The 15,306-nt window shown below is 58.8% G+C and carries 13 protein-coding genes; 6 read left to right on the plus strand and 7 right to left on the minus strand.

Annotation, left to right across the window (positions count from 1 at the left end):
* Positions 1 to 23 precede the first annotated feature (23 nt).
* From ACA053_RS02800 to ACA053_RS02815, 4 genes are all read right to left on the minus strand, one after another.
* On the minus strand, positions 24 to 698 hold the full coding sequence (locus tag ACA053_RS02800; RefSeq protein WP_497394492.1) for an urease accessory protein UreF: 675 nt from the start codon (positions 696 to 698) through the stop codon (positions 24 to 26).
* A complete protein-coding gene (gene ureE, locus ACA053_RS02805; protein ID WP_497394493.1) occupies positions 695 to 1,195 on the minus strand; it encodes an urease accessory protein UreE in 501 nt (166 codons plus the stop codon). Before ureE ends, ACA053_RS02800 begins: the two co-directional genes overlap by 4 nt.
* A gap of 269 nt (positions 1,196 to 1,464) precedes the next feature.
* The gene (locus ACA053_RS02810) at positions 1,465 to 2,097 is read right to left on the minus strand and encodes a TetR family transcriptional regulator (protein ID WP_010464134.1); all 633 of its coding nucleotides are present in this window, start codon (positions 2,095 to 2,097) and stop codon (positions 1,465 to 1,467) included.
* 173 nt (positions 2,098 to 2,270) lie between these two features.
* On the minus strand, positions 2,271 to 2,741 hold the full coding sequence (locus ACA053_RS02815) for a hypothetical protein (RefSeq protein ID WP_497394494.1): 471 nt from the start codon (positions 2,739 to 2,741) through the stop codon (positions 2,271 to 2,273).
* A 386-nt stretch (positions 2,742 to 3,127) separates the two neighbouring features.
* Here ACA053_RS02815 and ACA053_RS02820 point away from each other — a divergent pair, with 386 nt between their 5' ends.
* Entirely contained in the window at positions 3,128 to 5,203 is a 2,076-nt protein-coding gene (locus ACA053_RS02820; protein WP_497315274.1) for an AsmA family protein, read from the plus strand.
* Positions 5,204 to 5,308: 105 nt separating this feature from the next.
* On the opposite strand, the gene ACA053_RS02825 is transcribed toward ACA053_RS02820, so the two are convergent.
* Both ACA053_RS02825 and ACA053_RS02830 read right to left on the minus strand, forming a co-directional pair.
* Positions 5,309 to 5,839: a ferritin-like domain-containing protein gene (locus tag ACA053_RS02825; RefSeq protein ID WP_010464129.1), complete on the minus strand. Its 531-nt coding sequence runs from the start codon at positions 5,837 to 5,839 to the stop codon at positions 5,309 to 5,311.
* Positions 5,840 to 5,966: 127 nt separating this feature from the next.
* Entirely contained in the window at positions 5,967 to 6,881 is a 915-nt protein-coding gene (locus ACA053_RS02830; protein ID WP_162556167.1) for a LysR substrate-binding domain-containing protein, read from the minus strand.
* A 104-nt stretch (positions 6,882 to 6,985) separates the two neighbouring features.
* Here ACA053_RS02830 and ACA053_RS02835 point away from each other — a divergent pair, with 104 nt between their 5' ends.
* The 3 genes from ACA053_RS02835 (at position 6,986) to ACA053_RS02845 (ending at position 8,929) form a co-directional block, all read left to right on the plus strand.
* Positions 6,986 to 7,624: an FMN-dependent NADH-azoreductase gene (locus ACA053_RS02835; protein WP_497394495.1), complete on the plus strand. Its 639-nt coding sequence runs from the start codon at positions 6,986 to 6,988 to the stop codon at positions 7,622 to 7,624.
* On the plus strand, positions 7,625 to 7,930 hold the full coding sequence (locus tag ACA053_RS02840; protein WP_109627739.1) for a DMT family transporter: 306 nt from the start codon (positions 7,625 to 7,627) through the stop codon (positions 7,928 to 7,930).
* Between the two features lie 108 nt (positions 7,931 to 8,038).
* Positions 8,039 to 8,929, plus strand: coding sequence for an esterase/lipase family protein (locus ACA053_RS02845; RefSeq protein WP_109627740.1), 891 nt, complete (start codon positions 8,039 to 8,041; stop codon positions 8,927 to 8,929).
* Positions 8,930 to 8,969: 40 nt separating this feature from the next.
* On the opposite strand, the gene ACA053_RS02850 is transcribed toward ACA053_RS02845, so the two are convergent.
* Entirely contained in the window at positions 8,970 to 9,845 is an 876-nt protein-coding gene (locus ACA053_RS02850) for a DMT family transporter (RefSeq protein ID WP_497394496.1), read from the minus strand.
* 98 nt (positions 9,846 to 9,943) lie between these two features.
* On the opposite strand from ACA053_RS02850, the gene ACA053_RS02855 reads away from it, so the two are divergent.
* Both ACA053_RS02855 and ACA053_RS02860 read left to right on the plus strand, forming a co-directional pair.
* Positions 9,944 to 10,726 carry an AraC family transcriptional regulator gene (locus ACA053_RS02855; protein WP_497315280.1) on the plus strand — a complete coding sequence of 261 codons (783 nt, stop codon included), beginning with the start codon at positions 9,944 to 9,946 and terminating at the stop codon, positions 10,724 to 10,726.
* 148 nt (positions 10,727 to 10,874) lie between these two features.
* The gene (locus ACA053_RS02860; RefSeq protein WP_497394497.1) at positions 10,875 to 15,275 is read left to right on the plus strand and encodes a dermonecrotic toxin domain-containing protein; all 4,401 of its coding nucleotides are present in this window, start codon (positions 10,875 to 10,877) and stop codon (positions 15,273 to 15,275) included.
* The last annotated feature ends 31 nt before the right edge of the window (positions 15,276 to 15,306 follow it).

The following is a 15,306-nucleotide window of genomic DNA, read 5'->3' on the forward strand; positions in this document are numbered from 1 at the left end:
GTGGTTCTCCAAATTGAAAGGGCCTAGGAACGGAACAGACGGCTGTACTGGCGCTCATGGGCCATGCACGCCAGGGACAGGCCGAACGCAGCGCTGCCGTAGTGTTCGGGATTGATTCGGGTGGCGTCTTGCTGGGCTTGTTGCAGCAGCGGCAGCAATTCGCTGGTCAGGCGCTGCGCGGCTTGCTGGCCGAGCGGCAGGGTTTTCATCAGCACCGCCAGCTGGTTTTCCAGCCAGCTCCAGAGCCACGCGGCCAGCGCGTCCTGGGGGCTGATTTGCCAGGCGCGAGCGGCCAATGCCCAGCCGAGCGCCAGGTGCGGTTCGGTGCGCTGTTCGAGAAAGGCGCGGGCCGGCGCATCGAGTTCCGGCAAGCCGTTGAGCAGTTGTTGCAACGAATAGCCCATCTGCCGGCTCTCCTGATGCAACTCGCGGGTTTCCCGGCTGGCGCGGTGTTCTTCGCAGCGTTGCAGCAACTCAGCCCAGTTCTCATCAACGGCGGCGGTGCAATGGGCGAGCAGCAGCGGCGCTTCGAAACGAGCCAGGTTCAGCAACAACTGATCACTGATCCAGCGTCGCGCGCTGTCTGCATCGTTCACCCGGCCGTTATCCACAGCCATTTCCAGGCCTTGCGAGTAGCTGTAGCCGCCAATCGGCAGTTGTGGGCTGGCCAGGCGCAGCAGCGCCCAGGCCGGGTTCATAAACGGACGCCGAACTGGTGCAGTTTCGGCGGGTAGTTGAAATCATCGTCGCCGTGGCGGGAATGGTGATGGCCGCCGCCATAGGCGCCGTGTTCCGGCTGGAACGGGGCCTCGATGTGTTCGACCCTGGCTTCCAGCTGTTCGAGCATCGCCTTGAGCACGTAATCGTCGAGCAGGCGCAGCCAGCGATCACCGACTTGCAGGGCGACGTGGCGATTACCCAAGTGATAGGCGGCGCGGGTCAGTTCGAAGGCGTTGGCGCAGGTGACATGCAGCAGTTGTTCGGGCCGCGCGCAGACACGGACGATACGCCCGTCTTCGGCTTGCAGGCATTCGCCGTCATACAGCGGCGGCTGGCCGCGCTCCAGAAACAAACCGACGTCCTCGCCTTCGGCACTGAAACAGCGCAAACGGCTTTTGCTCCGGGCTTCGAAGGTCAGGTGCAACTCGGCGGCCCAGACGGGTTGAGGGTCGATTCTGCGATGAATCACCAGCATCGGGAGGCTTCCAGCAATGGACAATGCTCAGGCTAGAGCAAGGGGCTTGCCAATCGGGCGATACGTAGGAAATACCTGTCGGAGCGTAGTGGATGTTTCAGAATGTTGCAGGATTTTGAACTGGAATGGTGCGGGGATTTTTCTGTAGCACCAAATTGATGCTTTGCCTTGTTTTGTGTGGGAGCGCGCTTGCTCGCGAAGGCGTCGTGTCAGTCAACAGATGCGTTGAATGTATCGACTTGTTCGCGAGCAAGCCCGCTCCCACATTTTTATTCGGTGCTGCCCAGGCCTTGCCAGTGCTTGAGGCCGATGAAGATAAAGCGCAGTTGCTGAGTGATTTTCGCCTGGGGCGTCAGGTGCTCGGGCAGAGCCTCGGCTGGCGGATCGATAATGTCCGGCAAGGTCGCAAACACGCTTTTGACGATCAGATCCGCCATCACGCTCAGGCCGGCGATGTCCAGATGCTGCAGTTTTGGCATCAGGGACAAGTCAGCTGCGAGGTCCGAGCTGATGTCTTCGCGCAGACGTCCGATTGCCTGGCGCACCGGCAGCGATCCGCCGTACTGTTCGCGGGCCAGAAACAGAAACTGCGAGCGATTGGCTGAGACGACGTCGAGAAAGATTCGTACCGAAGCGTCAATGATGCCGCCCATGACGAACTCGTTATGGCGCACCAGGCGAATGGTTTCGCGAAAGGTCTGGCCGACTTCGCTCACCAGCACCAGGCCCAGTTCATCCATATCGGCAAAATGCCGGTAGAAACCGGTGGGCACGATCCCGGCGGTTTTCGCGACTTCGCGCAGGCTCAGGCTGCCGAATCCTCGGCCGCATTCCATCAGGTGACGGGCAGCGTCCATCAGGGCGTTGCGGGTTTGTTGTTTCTGTTCGGCGCGGGGCAGCATCGCAAGGGTGTTTTCTGGACAGGGACAGCGGCGCACTCTAGCAAATCGGCTTCGCTGGCGTCGAACGACTATCGGGGGATCAAGCGGGAGGATGTGCAACTTCTAAGGGTCAAACCCTATAAAGTCAAAAGCCCAATCCGGGGATTGGGCTTTTTTTCAGGGCCACCATGGGCTCAGCTCACAGCGCTGTTGCGTTCGATTACACGGTCACCACCACCTTCGGCAAGTGTTTGACCTTGTGGAGTGCGGTCGGAACCACCTTCGGCAAGTGTTTGACCTTGTGGAGTGCGATCAGAACCACCTTCGGCCAGGGTTTGACCTTGTGGGGTGCGATCAGAACCACCTTCGGCCAGGGTTTGACCTTGTGGAGTGCGGTCGGAACCACCTTCGGCCAGGGTTTGGCCTTGTGGGGTACGATCCGAGCCGTCCTGAGTGATCAGGCCTTTTTCTTTCAGGCGATCGTTACCACCTTCGGCAAGGGTCTGGCCTTGTGGGGTGCGGTCCGAACCATCGGCAGCGACGGTTTGGCTGAACACCGAGCGGCTGTCTTTGACTTGTGGAGTGGCCTGGTCAGCAGCAGGCAGAGCGAAAGCGGTGCTGGCCAGCATTGAGAGGGTAAGGCTAAGCAGTAATTGGCGTTTCATGATGGGTTGCTCCTTGGGAGGGCGATAAAGTGGGTACGAGGGCAATGCTACTCTCGATAAGTCGATATAAAAGTTCATAAACGCAATGGTAATAATCAACGGAATTGATTGTTCTGCCGCAGCGCTCTAGAACGGGCGTTTCCGGCGAACGTTTTTGCCCTGTGGTGGGTATTTTCGACCCACTCGTGCCGCACAAAAGTGCGGGGCCGGTAACGCCGGATTCGGGGGCAGTCTCTCCCCGGTCGATTATTTGAGGATTAATCGGCGTTTCGGTTAAACCTGCGGGCGGTTTTTCAGTCGTAGATTTCATGGCAGGCCGGTTCTGGCCTAACGTTTCACACGTGCGTCGCAGTCAGGGCGCTCAGTCGTATCAGGAGCCCTGTGCAATGACGCGCACTCGTAAAATTGTTACCTGGACCTTCGCCAGCCTGATTGTCTTGCTGGCGGTATTGGTTCTGATCATCGTGTTCTTCGATTGGAACCGGATCAAACCGCCCCTTAATGCCAAAGTCTCCGAAGAGCTGCATCGCCCGTTCGCCATCAATGGCAACCTTGCGGTGGTCTGGCAGCGCGAGCCCGACGAGGGCGGTTGGCGGGCCTGGGTGCCGTGGCCGCACGTGGTGGCCGAAGACTTGAGCCTGGGCAACCCGGACTGGTCGAAGAAGCCGCAGATGGTCACCCTCAAACGCGTCGAACTGCGCATTTCGCCTTTGGCTCTGCTGGCGCAGCGGGTGGTCATCCCGCGTATCGACCTGACTGAGCCAAATGCAGACCTGCAACGCCTCGCCGATGGCCGCGCGAACTGGACGTTCAAATTCGATCCGAAAGACCCGGACGCCGAACCTTCCAGCTGGGTGGTGGACATCGGTGCCATCGGCTTCGACAAGGGCCACGTCACTCTTGACGACCAGAACCTCAAGACGCAGCTCGATGTGTTGATCGATCCGCTGGGCAAACCCATCCCGTTCAGCGATATCGTCGGCGACAAAGCCGCAAAAACCGCGCAGGAGAAAGGCGCAGCCCCGCAGGATTACGCGTTCGCGCTGAAGGTCAAAGGCCAGTACCACGATCAGAAACTCGCAGGCGAAGGCAAGATCGGCGGGTTGCTGGCGTTGCAAGACGCGGCCAGGCCGTTCCCGCTTCAGGCGCAAGTGAAGATCGCCGATACCAGCGTCGAACTGGCCGGTACGCTGACCGATCCGCTGAACCTCGGCGCTTTGGACCTGCGTCTGAAACTGGCCGGCACCAGCCTGGCCAATCTCTACCCGCTGACCGGTGTGACGCTGCCGGATACGCCGCCGTACGCGACCGACGGGCATTTGATCGCCAAGCTGCATGAGCCCGGTGGCGCGGTGTTCCGCTATGAGGAATTCAACGGCAAGATCGGCGAAAGCGACATTCATGGCAGCCTGGCCTATGTCGCCAGCCAGCCGCGACCGAAACTCAGTGGCTCGCTGGTTTCCAATCAACTTTTGTTTGCCGACCTGGCGCCGCTGATCGGTGCCGACTCCAACGCCAAGCAAAAGGCCCGTGGTGGCGAAAGCAAGCAGCCGACGGACAAGGTGTTGCCGGTCGAGGAGTTCAAGACCGAGCGCTGGCGCGACATGGACGCCGACGTCGAATTCACCGGCAAGCGCATCGTCCACAGCGAAAAACTGCCGTTCAAGGACCTCTACACGCACCTGGTGCTGACCGACGGTGTTCTGAGCCTCGAACCCCTGCGATTCGGCGTGGCGGGCGGCACCCTGGATGCACAGATTCGCCTCAATGGCCGCACGGAACCGTTGGAAGGCCGGGCCAAGCTGACCGCACGCAAGTTCAAGCTCAAACAGTTGTTCCCGACCTTTGAGCCAATGAAAACCAGTTTCGGCGAGCTCAATGGCGATGCCGACATCACCGGCCGTGGCAACTCGGTGGCCAAGCTGTTGGGCAGTGCCGATGGCAATCTGAAAATGCTGATCAACGATGGCGCCATCAGTCGCGAGTTGATGGAACTGGCGGGGCTCAACGTCGGCAACTATGTGGTGGGCAAAATCTTTGGCGACAAGGAAGTGAAGATCAATTGCGCGGCCGCCGACTTCGACATCAAGACCGGTTTGGCCACCACTCGACTGTTTGTCTTCGATACCGAGAACGCGATTATCTATATCGATGGCACCGCGAACATGGCGACGGAGCAACTGGACCTGACCATTACCCCGGAATCCAAGGGCTGGCGGTTGATTTCATTGCGGTCGCCGCTGTACGTGCGAGGCAAGTTCATCAAGCCGGATGCAGGTGTGAAGGCGGTGCCGCTGATTTTGCGTGGCGCGGGGATGGTGGCGCTGGGTGTGATTGCCGCGCCGGCTGCAGGGCTGCTGGCATTGGTGGCGCCGAGTGGGGGTGAACCGAATCAGTGCGCGCCGTTGCTGGAGCAGATGAAGGCGGGCAAGGCGCCGGTGACCGTCAAGCCTACAAAATAATCGGGGTGTTAGTGAGGGCGCCTTCGCGGGCAAGCCTCGCACCTACAGGGGAATACTGATCCCATGTAGGAGCGAGGCTTGCCCGCGAAAGCAATTTAACAGGCGCTAAAGATCTTTCAGAATGTCAGCCATGTCGTCCGCATGCTCTTCTTCCTGAGCCAGAATGTCTTCGAAGATGCGTCGGGTCGTCGGGTCTTTTTCGCCGATGTACTGAATGATCTCGCGGTAGCTGTCGATGGCGATCCGTTCGGCGACCAGGTCTTCGTACACCATCTCTTTGAGTGAATTGCCGGCCACGTACTGTGCGTGGGAGTTTTTGGATAGCAGGTCGGGGTTGAACTCCGGCTCACCGCCCAGTTGCACGATACGCTCCGCCAGGCGGTCGGCGTGCTCGGCTTCCTGGGTCGCGTGCTCGAGGAATTCATCGGCGGCGACGTTGGCTTTCAAGCCGCTGGCCATGAAGTAGTGGCGCTTGTAGCGCAACACACAGACCAGTTCAGTGGCCAGCGATTCGTTGAGCAGGCGCAGCACTTCTTCACGGTCGGCGCTGTAGCTTTCGGTCACCGCGCCGTTCTCGACGTTCTTGCGGGCCCGTTCTCGAAGGGTGGTTACATCAGACAAATGCATGTCACTCATCTCGTTCTCCTGGAGACTAATTCGGTTTGCGTCACCTTCTAGGGAAGTGATCGGTACTTAAGGTGTGAGTGACGGGCGTTGCGAAAAGTTTTATGTAATTTGCCAATCGCTAAAAGTGTCAAAACGATCACGCCAGCACATGTCCGGACAGCAACGCCTCCTCGCGCAACCACGCAAAAAACGCCCGCACCGGCGGATGTCGTTCACGTCCCGGCACGCAGAGCGCGCTGTAGCCGGCGCCATCCACCTGAATGTCGCCCCGGTAAGGCACCAGCAAACCGCTGGCCACGCTTTCCGACACCAGAATGTTGCTCGCCAGCACCAGGCCTTGCCCGGCGATCGCCGCTTGCAGGGCGTAATGCTCTTCGTCGTATTCACGGACCGCCGGTTGACCCGTTAGCCAGGTCTCGCCGGACTGCGCGCACCAGGCTTCCCAGCCATGGGCGTACAGTTTGGAGTTGTGCCAGCGCACGCTGATCAGCGTGGGCACCCGGTCAGCCGCCAGGGCAACCTGCTCGGGCGACCCGTAGACGCCGAACGATTCGTCGAACAGGCACAGCCCATAAAGGTTCGGGTAGTCATCAAGGCTGTAGCGCACCACCAGATCGACACTGGCGTCCTGATGCAAATCGATGACTTCGCAATGGGTATCCAGGCGCAGGCTGATGTTCGGATGACGGGCGTAGAACCGACCCAGGCGCGGCACCAGCCATAGCGCGGCGAAGGCGGCCGTGGTGGAAATCGTCAGGCTCGCGCCGCTGCGTTGCGGGCGCAGGGTGTCGACGCTTTGGGCCACTTCCAGCAAGGCGCCGTGCAAGCTGCGGAACAGACGTTCGCCGCAGTCGGTCAGGCGTACTTGCCGCGGCAGGCGCTCGAACAGCGGCACGCCGAGCCAGCTCTCCAGCGAGCGGATCTGATGGGACACCGCCGTCGGCGTCACCGAAAGCTCTTCGGCGGCCGCCTTGAAACTCAACAAACGCGAGGCGGATTCGAAAGCGCGCAGGGCGGTCAGCGGCAACGAGGCAAACATTGGAAACTCCATAGATGAAATGGATTCATCCAGACTGATTTCTGCTCATTTGAAGAGTGGCGCTTGCAGGCTTCAATCTGCAGGCCACAAGCAGTTTAGCCCTTAAGGAGATTCAGATGAGTAAGATTCTTGCTATCCACGCCAGCCCGCGCGGCGAGCGTTCTCACTCCCGGCGTCTGGCCGAGGTGTTTCTTTCAGCCTGGCAGGCGCGTAACCCTCAGTCGCAGCTGACCCGTCGCGAAATCGGGCGGGCGCTGATTCCGCCGGTCAACGAAGCCTTCGTCGCCGCTGCGTTTTACCCCGAGCCCCATGCCCGCCCGTTATCGATGCAGGCCGACCTGGCGTTCAGCGATGAACTGGTCGGCGAGTTGCTCGGCCACGATCTGCTGGTGATTTCCACGCCGATGCACAACTTCAGTGTCCCCAGCGGCCTCAAGGCCTGGATCGATCAGATTGTGCGGCTCGGACTGACCTTCAATCACACCCTGGACAACGGCGTGGCCCAGTACGAGCCGCTGGTGCACGGCAAAAAAGCCCTGATCGTCACCAGTCGCGGTGGCTTCGGTTTCGGGCCGGGTGGCGAACTGGAGGCGATGAACCATGCCGATCCATTACTGCGTACGGCGCTGGGGTTCATCGGCATCACCGACATCACCGTGGTGGCGGCTGAAGGCGAAGAGTCTGCCGCACGAACCTTCGAGATTTCGGCGGCCGAGGCTGAACAGCAACTGCTCGCGCTGGCCCGGGAGTTCTAGATGGCCTGGCTGTTTCTGCTGATCGCCGCCGGGTTCGAAGTCACCTTCGCCATGGGCATGAAGTACGCCGAAGGCTTTACCCGGCTCTGGCCATCGCTGATCACGGTGGTGGCCGCCGTCGGCGGGATTTACTTCCTGACCCTGGCCATGCGCGAGTTGCCAGTGAGCATCGCCTACCCGATCTGGACCGCCATCGGTTCACTGGGCACGGTGTTTCTCGGCTTTGCGCTGCTGGGTGAAAGCCTGACGGCGCTTAAGCTGGTGTCGGTGGGGCTGATCGTGGCGGGCGTGGTGGGGCTGAAGTAGGGCGGATGCCATAGACTGGTCGTCGAGTTGTCATCTTGGGTGGCGATGCTTGGCTGACGTCTTGCATCGCGCCTTGCTTCATCTCACCGATCACAAGGATGTTCGCCCATGTCGCAAGGTTCCGCTACGCGTTACCCGTTGGTGCTGGTCCCGGGAATGCTCGGGTTTATTCGTCTGGTGCTGTATCCCTACTGGTACGGGATCATTTCGGCGTTGCGCCGGGGTGGGGCGACGGTGTTTGCGGTGCAGGTCTCGCCGCTCAATTCCAGCGAGGTGCGCGGCGAGCAGTTGCTGGCGCGGATCGAGGAGATCCTGCGGGAAACCGGGGCCGAGAAGGTCAATCTGATTGGCCACAGCCAAGGCTCGCTGACGGCGCGTTATGCGGCCGCCAAACGCCCGGATCGCGTTGCGTCCGTGACTTCGGTCGCAGGGCCGAATCATGGCTCGGAGCTGGCGGATTATCTGGAAAAACACTATCCGGCGGACACCGCCAAAGGTCGTCTGTTGGCGGTATTGCTGCGGTTTATCGGCGCGTTGATGAGCCTGTTGGAAACCGGTTATCGCGGGCCGAAATTGCCGGTGGATATCCACGCTTCCCACGAGTCCCTGACGAGCGTCGGCGTGGCGGCGTTCAATCAGCGTTATCCACAGGGCTTGCCTGAAACCTGGGGCGGTCACGGGCCGGAAGAGGTCAACGGCGTGCGCTATTACTCCTGGTCCGGGACCTTGCAGCCGGGCAAGACGGATCGCGGCGGTAATCTGTTCGACGGGACGAACCGCAGTTGCCGGCTGTTTGCCAGGACTTTTGTGCGCGAAACCGGGCATTGCGACGGGATGGTCGGGCGCTACAGCTCGCACCTGGGGACGGTGATTGGCGATGAATATCCGATGGATCACTTCGACATCGTCAATCAGTCGCTGGGGCTGGTGGGGAAGGGGGCTGATCCGGTGCGGTTGTTTGTCGAGCATGCGGCCAGATTGAAAGCGGCTGGCGTGTAAACGTCCTGTGGCGAGGGGGCAAACCCCTCGCCACAAAGGATTACGCCCGGCCCAACACGGTAGTCCACCGCTCCGAGAGCACTACCCCGCCCAACGTCAACAGCCCGCCCACCAGGTGATACATCGCCAGCTGTTCATGCAGCACCAGCGCCGCAATCAGCGCGGTAATCAACGGCAGCAAATTGAAAAACAGCGTGGTCCGGCTCGGCCCCAGGCGCACCACGGCCTGCATCCACGCCAGCGGCGCGACCATCGAAGCCAGCAGACAGGCGTAAAGCACCAGCGGAATATTCTGCAAGGTCGGCCCGACCTTCGGTGAAGCGACAAACAATGGAAACAGCACCACCACCGCCACCAGCACCTGCAAATACAACAACACCAGCGGCGGCAGGCGCAGCTGCCATTTCTTCAGCAGGGTGCTGTAGATCGCGTAGGCCAGGGTGGCGATCAGCATCATCGCATCGCCAAGGTTTATCCCGTGCTCGAGCAATGCGCCCAGGCTGCCGGTCGACACCACCACCAACACCCCGGCAAACGACAGCACCGCGCCAGCCAATGCACCCGCTGTCAGGCGTTGACCGAGGCTGACAATCGCCATGGCCAGCGACATCAACGGCATCAGCGACAGAATGATCCCCATGTTGGTGGCCGACGTCAGCGTCGCGGCGAAGTACGCCAGGCTCTGATAGACCGCCATGCCCAGCACGCCAAGGATGAAAATCCTGCCCAGGTTCGGGCGGATCTGCGGCCAATGCGCGATCACTGGTTTGAGCATGAACGGCGTGAACAGAATCCCGGCCAGCAGCCAGCGGTAGAAACCAATCTCGGCGGGGAAGATCGCCCCGGCTGACATCTTGGTGATCACGGTATTGCCGGCCCAAATGAAAATGGCCAGCAGGGGATAAGCGTATTGCATCAGAAAAAACCGGAAACGTTAGTGAGGAACGATTATCCGCTTGTCTGGATGCAAGCCTATACTTCAATCCAGACAACCTGCCCCTGATGACGGACAGCATGACCAGTAAACACATCGACCTGCTCGATTTCGCGGAGTTGCCGTCCCCGGTCTATTTCCGTTATGCCGACTTCGACACCCATGAATACGCCTCGGCCCACCGTCACCCGTGGGGCACTCTTGAATATTCGGCCAACGGTGTATTGCACATGGAAATCGGCAGCAGCCGCTTCATGTCGCCGCCGCAATACGCGGTGTGGGTGCCGCCACACACCGAGCACAGTTTCTACAGCAATCAACCGATCAACTATCGCGCGGTCTGCCTCGCACCGGCGCTGTGCCATGCGTTGCCGCAGCAAGCGTGCACCCTGGCGATCAGCGACATTCTCAAGGCGATCCTCAAGGATTTCGCCGCCCGCGACGTGAAAATTCCCGAACACGATGCGGACCAACGTCTGGCGCAAGTGTTGGTGGACCAGTTGCAACAGGCGCCCATCCAAGAGTGTTATTTGCCTTATGCCAGCAGTTCGGGATTGCTCGTCATACTTGAAGCCCTGCAAGCCGAGCCTGGGGACAATCGGCCGTTGGCGCACTGGGCCGCGCAGATCCATGTCAGCGAACGCACCTTGGCGCGGCAGTTTGTCCGTGAGCTGGGCATGAGTTTCGGCGAGTGGCGGCAACGCTTGCGTTTCCTCGCGGCGATCGAAGCGCTGGACAGTCAGCGCAGCATTCAAAACATTGCCTTCGACATGGGTTACAGCACGGGCTCGGCATTTATTGCGATGTTTCAACGTCAGGCCGGGTGTACGCCAGAGCAGTATCGGCGGCAACGAATTGCCTGAGTTGAAGAAGTAAGTGGGTGTTAGAAATTTTAAGTGGTGAAGTTTCTTACAGGCTAATCGGAATTGCACTTCATTTGATCGACTGATTAACGTTGTACGCTAGTTGCATAAGCCGTTCCTGTTTAGCTTACTTATGCAGAGTATAAATGTGACCACTTTAATTCAGATCGATGAAATATCAGCAACCGCAACACAACAAAAAAGCATACATCAAGAACTTATAGAGAACGCTATCCCGGAATGGATGCGCCAGACTTCACCCCACAGGATCAGTGCGTTAAAAAGCGCGATAGCCCCTCTTCCAGAATGGATTCTCGCCGCTTCACCGATGCAGCTCGCGGCCCTGCAGCGCGCCTCGGAGGAAAGCTGGCGCGCACAAAACGACGTCGATCAGATGCTGAGCGAGGCACAAGATGTCTACACCTTTGCTGAACCTCTGCTGCGTCAGGCGTTGAAAGACCAATACGGTGTGGACGTCGATGTGAAAGAAACTTTTTTGCAGTTGTTTTCTCCGCCTCACTTATCGCCATGGGCCAATAATTTCAATAACGGCGTGGAGTCGCGCATTGTTTCGATGCTGGATGCGGCATTGCATAATTTTTCGGACAAAGAAGTATTAACGTCTGATTCGCAGTTTATTTCCCTGCCCGACAATTCGAATCGATTCGACATCACCGGAGTTCGCAACAATATGAGTATCGATCAGTTCAAGACGCTTTGCCGCCGTCTGGATCTCGGTGCTCAATATAAAGTGCATCTTGAAGACTATGTGCGTCCGGTCGATGGGCTGGCGCGTGGTGTGGTGCAGCAAAAAGTTATTAAAAGCCAAAAGGCTGCGTTGAAAGCAGCCCTGTATCTGGCCAGCCTTAAAAATGACATCTCGGCAAGTGGCTACCTGGCCGTACAAAGCCTGCTCAAGGATATTAAAGAATGGAAGATGGATGGCCTTCCCGTCCATTACTATCAGCTGAAAATCCTCGATGTTCAGTTGAGAGGCATCGTACTGATCGCCCCTGATCTGCATATCCACGACGGCGCTGCCCGGCGAGTCATTGCCTATGTACCGCACGATCCGGAACACCCACTGAAAGAGTATGCCTCGAAGGCCGAGTTCGCCCGCGAGCTCACTCGCCAATTGCGTGACACCCCCAAGGATTCGGCAAACAGCTATCAGCAATTCTTCAGCCGTTTTGTCGATCATCAACAACGGGGGCGCTTCTTCGCCGCACTCAACGCCGCGCTGGTAGAAATCACTCAGCACGACAAAGTCCCGGGCGTCGATCAGCCGGTATGGCGCGAAACGCCCATCGAAAATCCGCGCCTGCACCTTGACCACATCCGGTTCGAGAACGATACCCATACATTGTTTACGGGCGATCCTTGGCTTTATCTCTACCAGCAACAGCAAAACAAAATCCTGAACGATTCCCGGGAGATGGTCATCTCGACGCAAGATGCCGATCGCATGGAGCGCTGGGCGTGGTTCGACAACCTGGAAAAAATGCTTTCCGACATCTTCAATGCCGCGTTAATGGTTGTGGGGCCATTCATACCCTTCGTTGGCGAGATCATGATGGGTTACATGGTTTATCAGTTGGTCAATGAAGTCGTCGAAGGCATCGTCGATCTGGCTGAGGGGCTTTATCTGGAAGGGGCCGAGCACATCATTGGCTTTTTCGAAAGCGTGATCCAGTTGGTGGCCTTCGCCGGTGGGATGAAAATAGGCAAGAAGGTCGTACTGCCCAAGCTGTCATCGTTCATCGAGTCGACTACACCGGTCACGCTTGCCAACGGCGCCAAACGCCTTTGGAGCGGGGACCTGGAACCCTATCAGAAAAAGAACCTGACCCTGGCTGCGGATTCGAAGCCGGATGAAACCTGGATGCACCAGCATGAGGGCAAACCGATTCTCAAGCTGGACACCCGGCACTTCGAACTGACGAAAGATCCACAGAGCGGTAAACACAGGGTTAAACATCCGACCCGCCCCGATGCCTATCAACCCGTGGTGGACAGCAACGGCGAAGGTGCCTTCGTGATTGAAGGCGAGCAGCCTCACACCTGGGATCACACGACCCTGATGGCACGACTCGGGCCAGACTTGGGTGAGCTGGCCGAATCCTACGGGGACATCCGCACGGTCAGCCAGACCGACGCCAGCGCGATCCGCCGAATGTATGCCGACAATGAGCGGCCTCTGCCTTTACTCAGCGACACGGTGACCCGGTTCCGCATCGACCGCGACATTCAGACCTTCATCGAGCAGATGGGCAGCGAACGTGCGCAAGATTACTCAAGCGCCGATCCCGAGATGCAATTTCAGCTGCTCGACGGTCTGTGGCCCGGCAATGCGATTGAGCTGGTAGACGCCAGGGGTGAAGTGCTCCGGGTCGTCGGTCATGCGGGTGCGCCGCGTGTCCGGATAAACAGCAATCGTCTGGCTGACGTCGATCTGCTCAAGACCCTGCTATCGCACCTGGATGACGCACAACTGAACACCTTGTTGAACGTCGAATTTCGGATTGCGCCCAGCACGCTGGAAATGAACGTCAAAAATCTGCGGGCCGAGTTGGCGAAACTGGGCAGGAGCAAGCGCACGTCGCTGTTCGACACACGTTATCGTCGTATCGAGGCCGCCATGAGTGACAGCGCAAAAGCCATCCAGGCCAAAGTGCCGGGCCTGCCTGGCACTGTCGCCCGCGAGTTGCTGTCCATCGCCACACCCTCCGAAGTCCAGGCGATTGAGCGCGGGCAGTTGCCCGCAAGGCTGGAGAACCTTGCGCGTTGGGCGCTTCGAGACGTGCGCATTAGTCGTGCTTATGAAGGTTTTTATCTGGACTCGGTCGAGAATCCTGACCTGGACAGACTGGCGCTGCACTCCCTTGAGCATCTTCGCGGCTGGAATCCCGATGTGCGCATTGAAGTCCGACGGTTCGAGTCTGACGGTCAACTGCTCGACAGTATCGGCAAGGACGACGCGGGGATTCGGCGCACGCTCGTCGAGCTTCACGACTCGACGTTCGTCGCTTATGACGAAGACGGTAACGCCCTGCATTCAGGCATGGATTTGTTTTCCGCTATTTTGCAGGCGTTGCCGGATGCCGAGCGTAATGCGCTGGACATCCACATCGGCCAGGGGCCCAAACTGAAGCTGGCCCTGCGCGACAATGCATTGAAGCCCTATCAGTTGCTGAAGGTTCTGGACGCTCTCCCGATCCTTGACCTGCTCACTTACGATCCTCAATTAATGCGCCTGCGTGGCGGCGCGCCGGGTGCTGGCGGCGAACGTGCAGCCCTTGAAGAAATCCGCGGCCAATACAGCGACCTGGTCACGGTAGCGTTCCATCCTTCTGTTTCAGCGTTCAAGCAATTCGATTATCTGCGTGGCCTGAAACTGATTCACGACAGCTTTCCACAGGATTATCTCTTCGATCTGTTCGAGGCTCTGAACGCAGCCAATGCGACCGGCGAGGCCGGGCCAGGCCAGGAAATCGTCCAAAGTATCGAGGCGTTGCCCGATCTGCAGACGCTGATGCTGCCAGAGCAGTTCAACGCGTTGACCGGGCGCCTGTTCACCGAAGAGGGCCTGGTGCCGCTCACGGAACTGGAACGAAACCTGGGTTTGAATGCGCGCAATCTGGAACAGACCGGGCGGGCCAATGCCTACCAGGCGCTGTTACGTTCAGTCCGGGAAAACGGTGTAACGCCAAGTCCGGAGCTGACGGATTTAAGTGAATATGGAGAGTTGCTGTCCGCAGATGTCATCACGCCCGGGGAACCGATTCAGGTGACGACTCAAACTATGGCCAACCTGAAAATGGCACAGGAAGCGATCTACCGCGCCAAGGAGCTCTTGCCGATGTCGGGGAATCAGTTGCCGAGCATGTGGGAAAAGGGCGGTTCGGCCATTGCGAAAATCAAAGGCCTCAGAGGCATGGACCTTGAGGAGGGCGGATTCTCCGCCAAACTGACCACCGCCGAGGCCGCTCGTAAAGCCATTGATATCAAGGGGGGCAATTGCTCTGAGAACTCGAAAGTGACGTTTTCGATCCTCGCCAGCCAGCCCCGGGCGTCCAGCATTCATATCGTCAAAGTCACCGATTTTGATCATCAATATGTGGTGATGGGTGATGATTTGAACAATCCCGATGGACTGGTCGTTGCTGACTCCTGGCCGGAATTCCCCGCTGCGCACCTGGCCAGCAAAGGGTACTTCCAGTTTGACCGGTCGCCATTGATGACACTGCCTCCCGGACCCGCCCTGGCCGAGTACAACTTTATCAATGAAGCACCCCCCGGCCCGGCGACATTGCCGGCGGTTTCCGAGACGAACACGTACCGGCAGATAAAAATCAACAAGCTCTATGAGGAGGGGGCGGCATACGCTCAATGGACGTCATTGAGTGAGCTTGGCCAGACTTATGCTGTCCAGGGGGGCACGCCGGTCTTGTTCGAGCGGGTGCCCGCATCGGTCATTGATAACCGGATTGATGCCTATCAGCGATACCGGGAAGCCTTCAAGGATCTTCTGGAATCGGAGGTTGATTGAGGGTCATCTGTTACGTCGCTGGATGAAGGTG

It is taken from the genome of Pseudomonas sp. LBUM1672 (assembly GCF_059695655.1).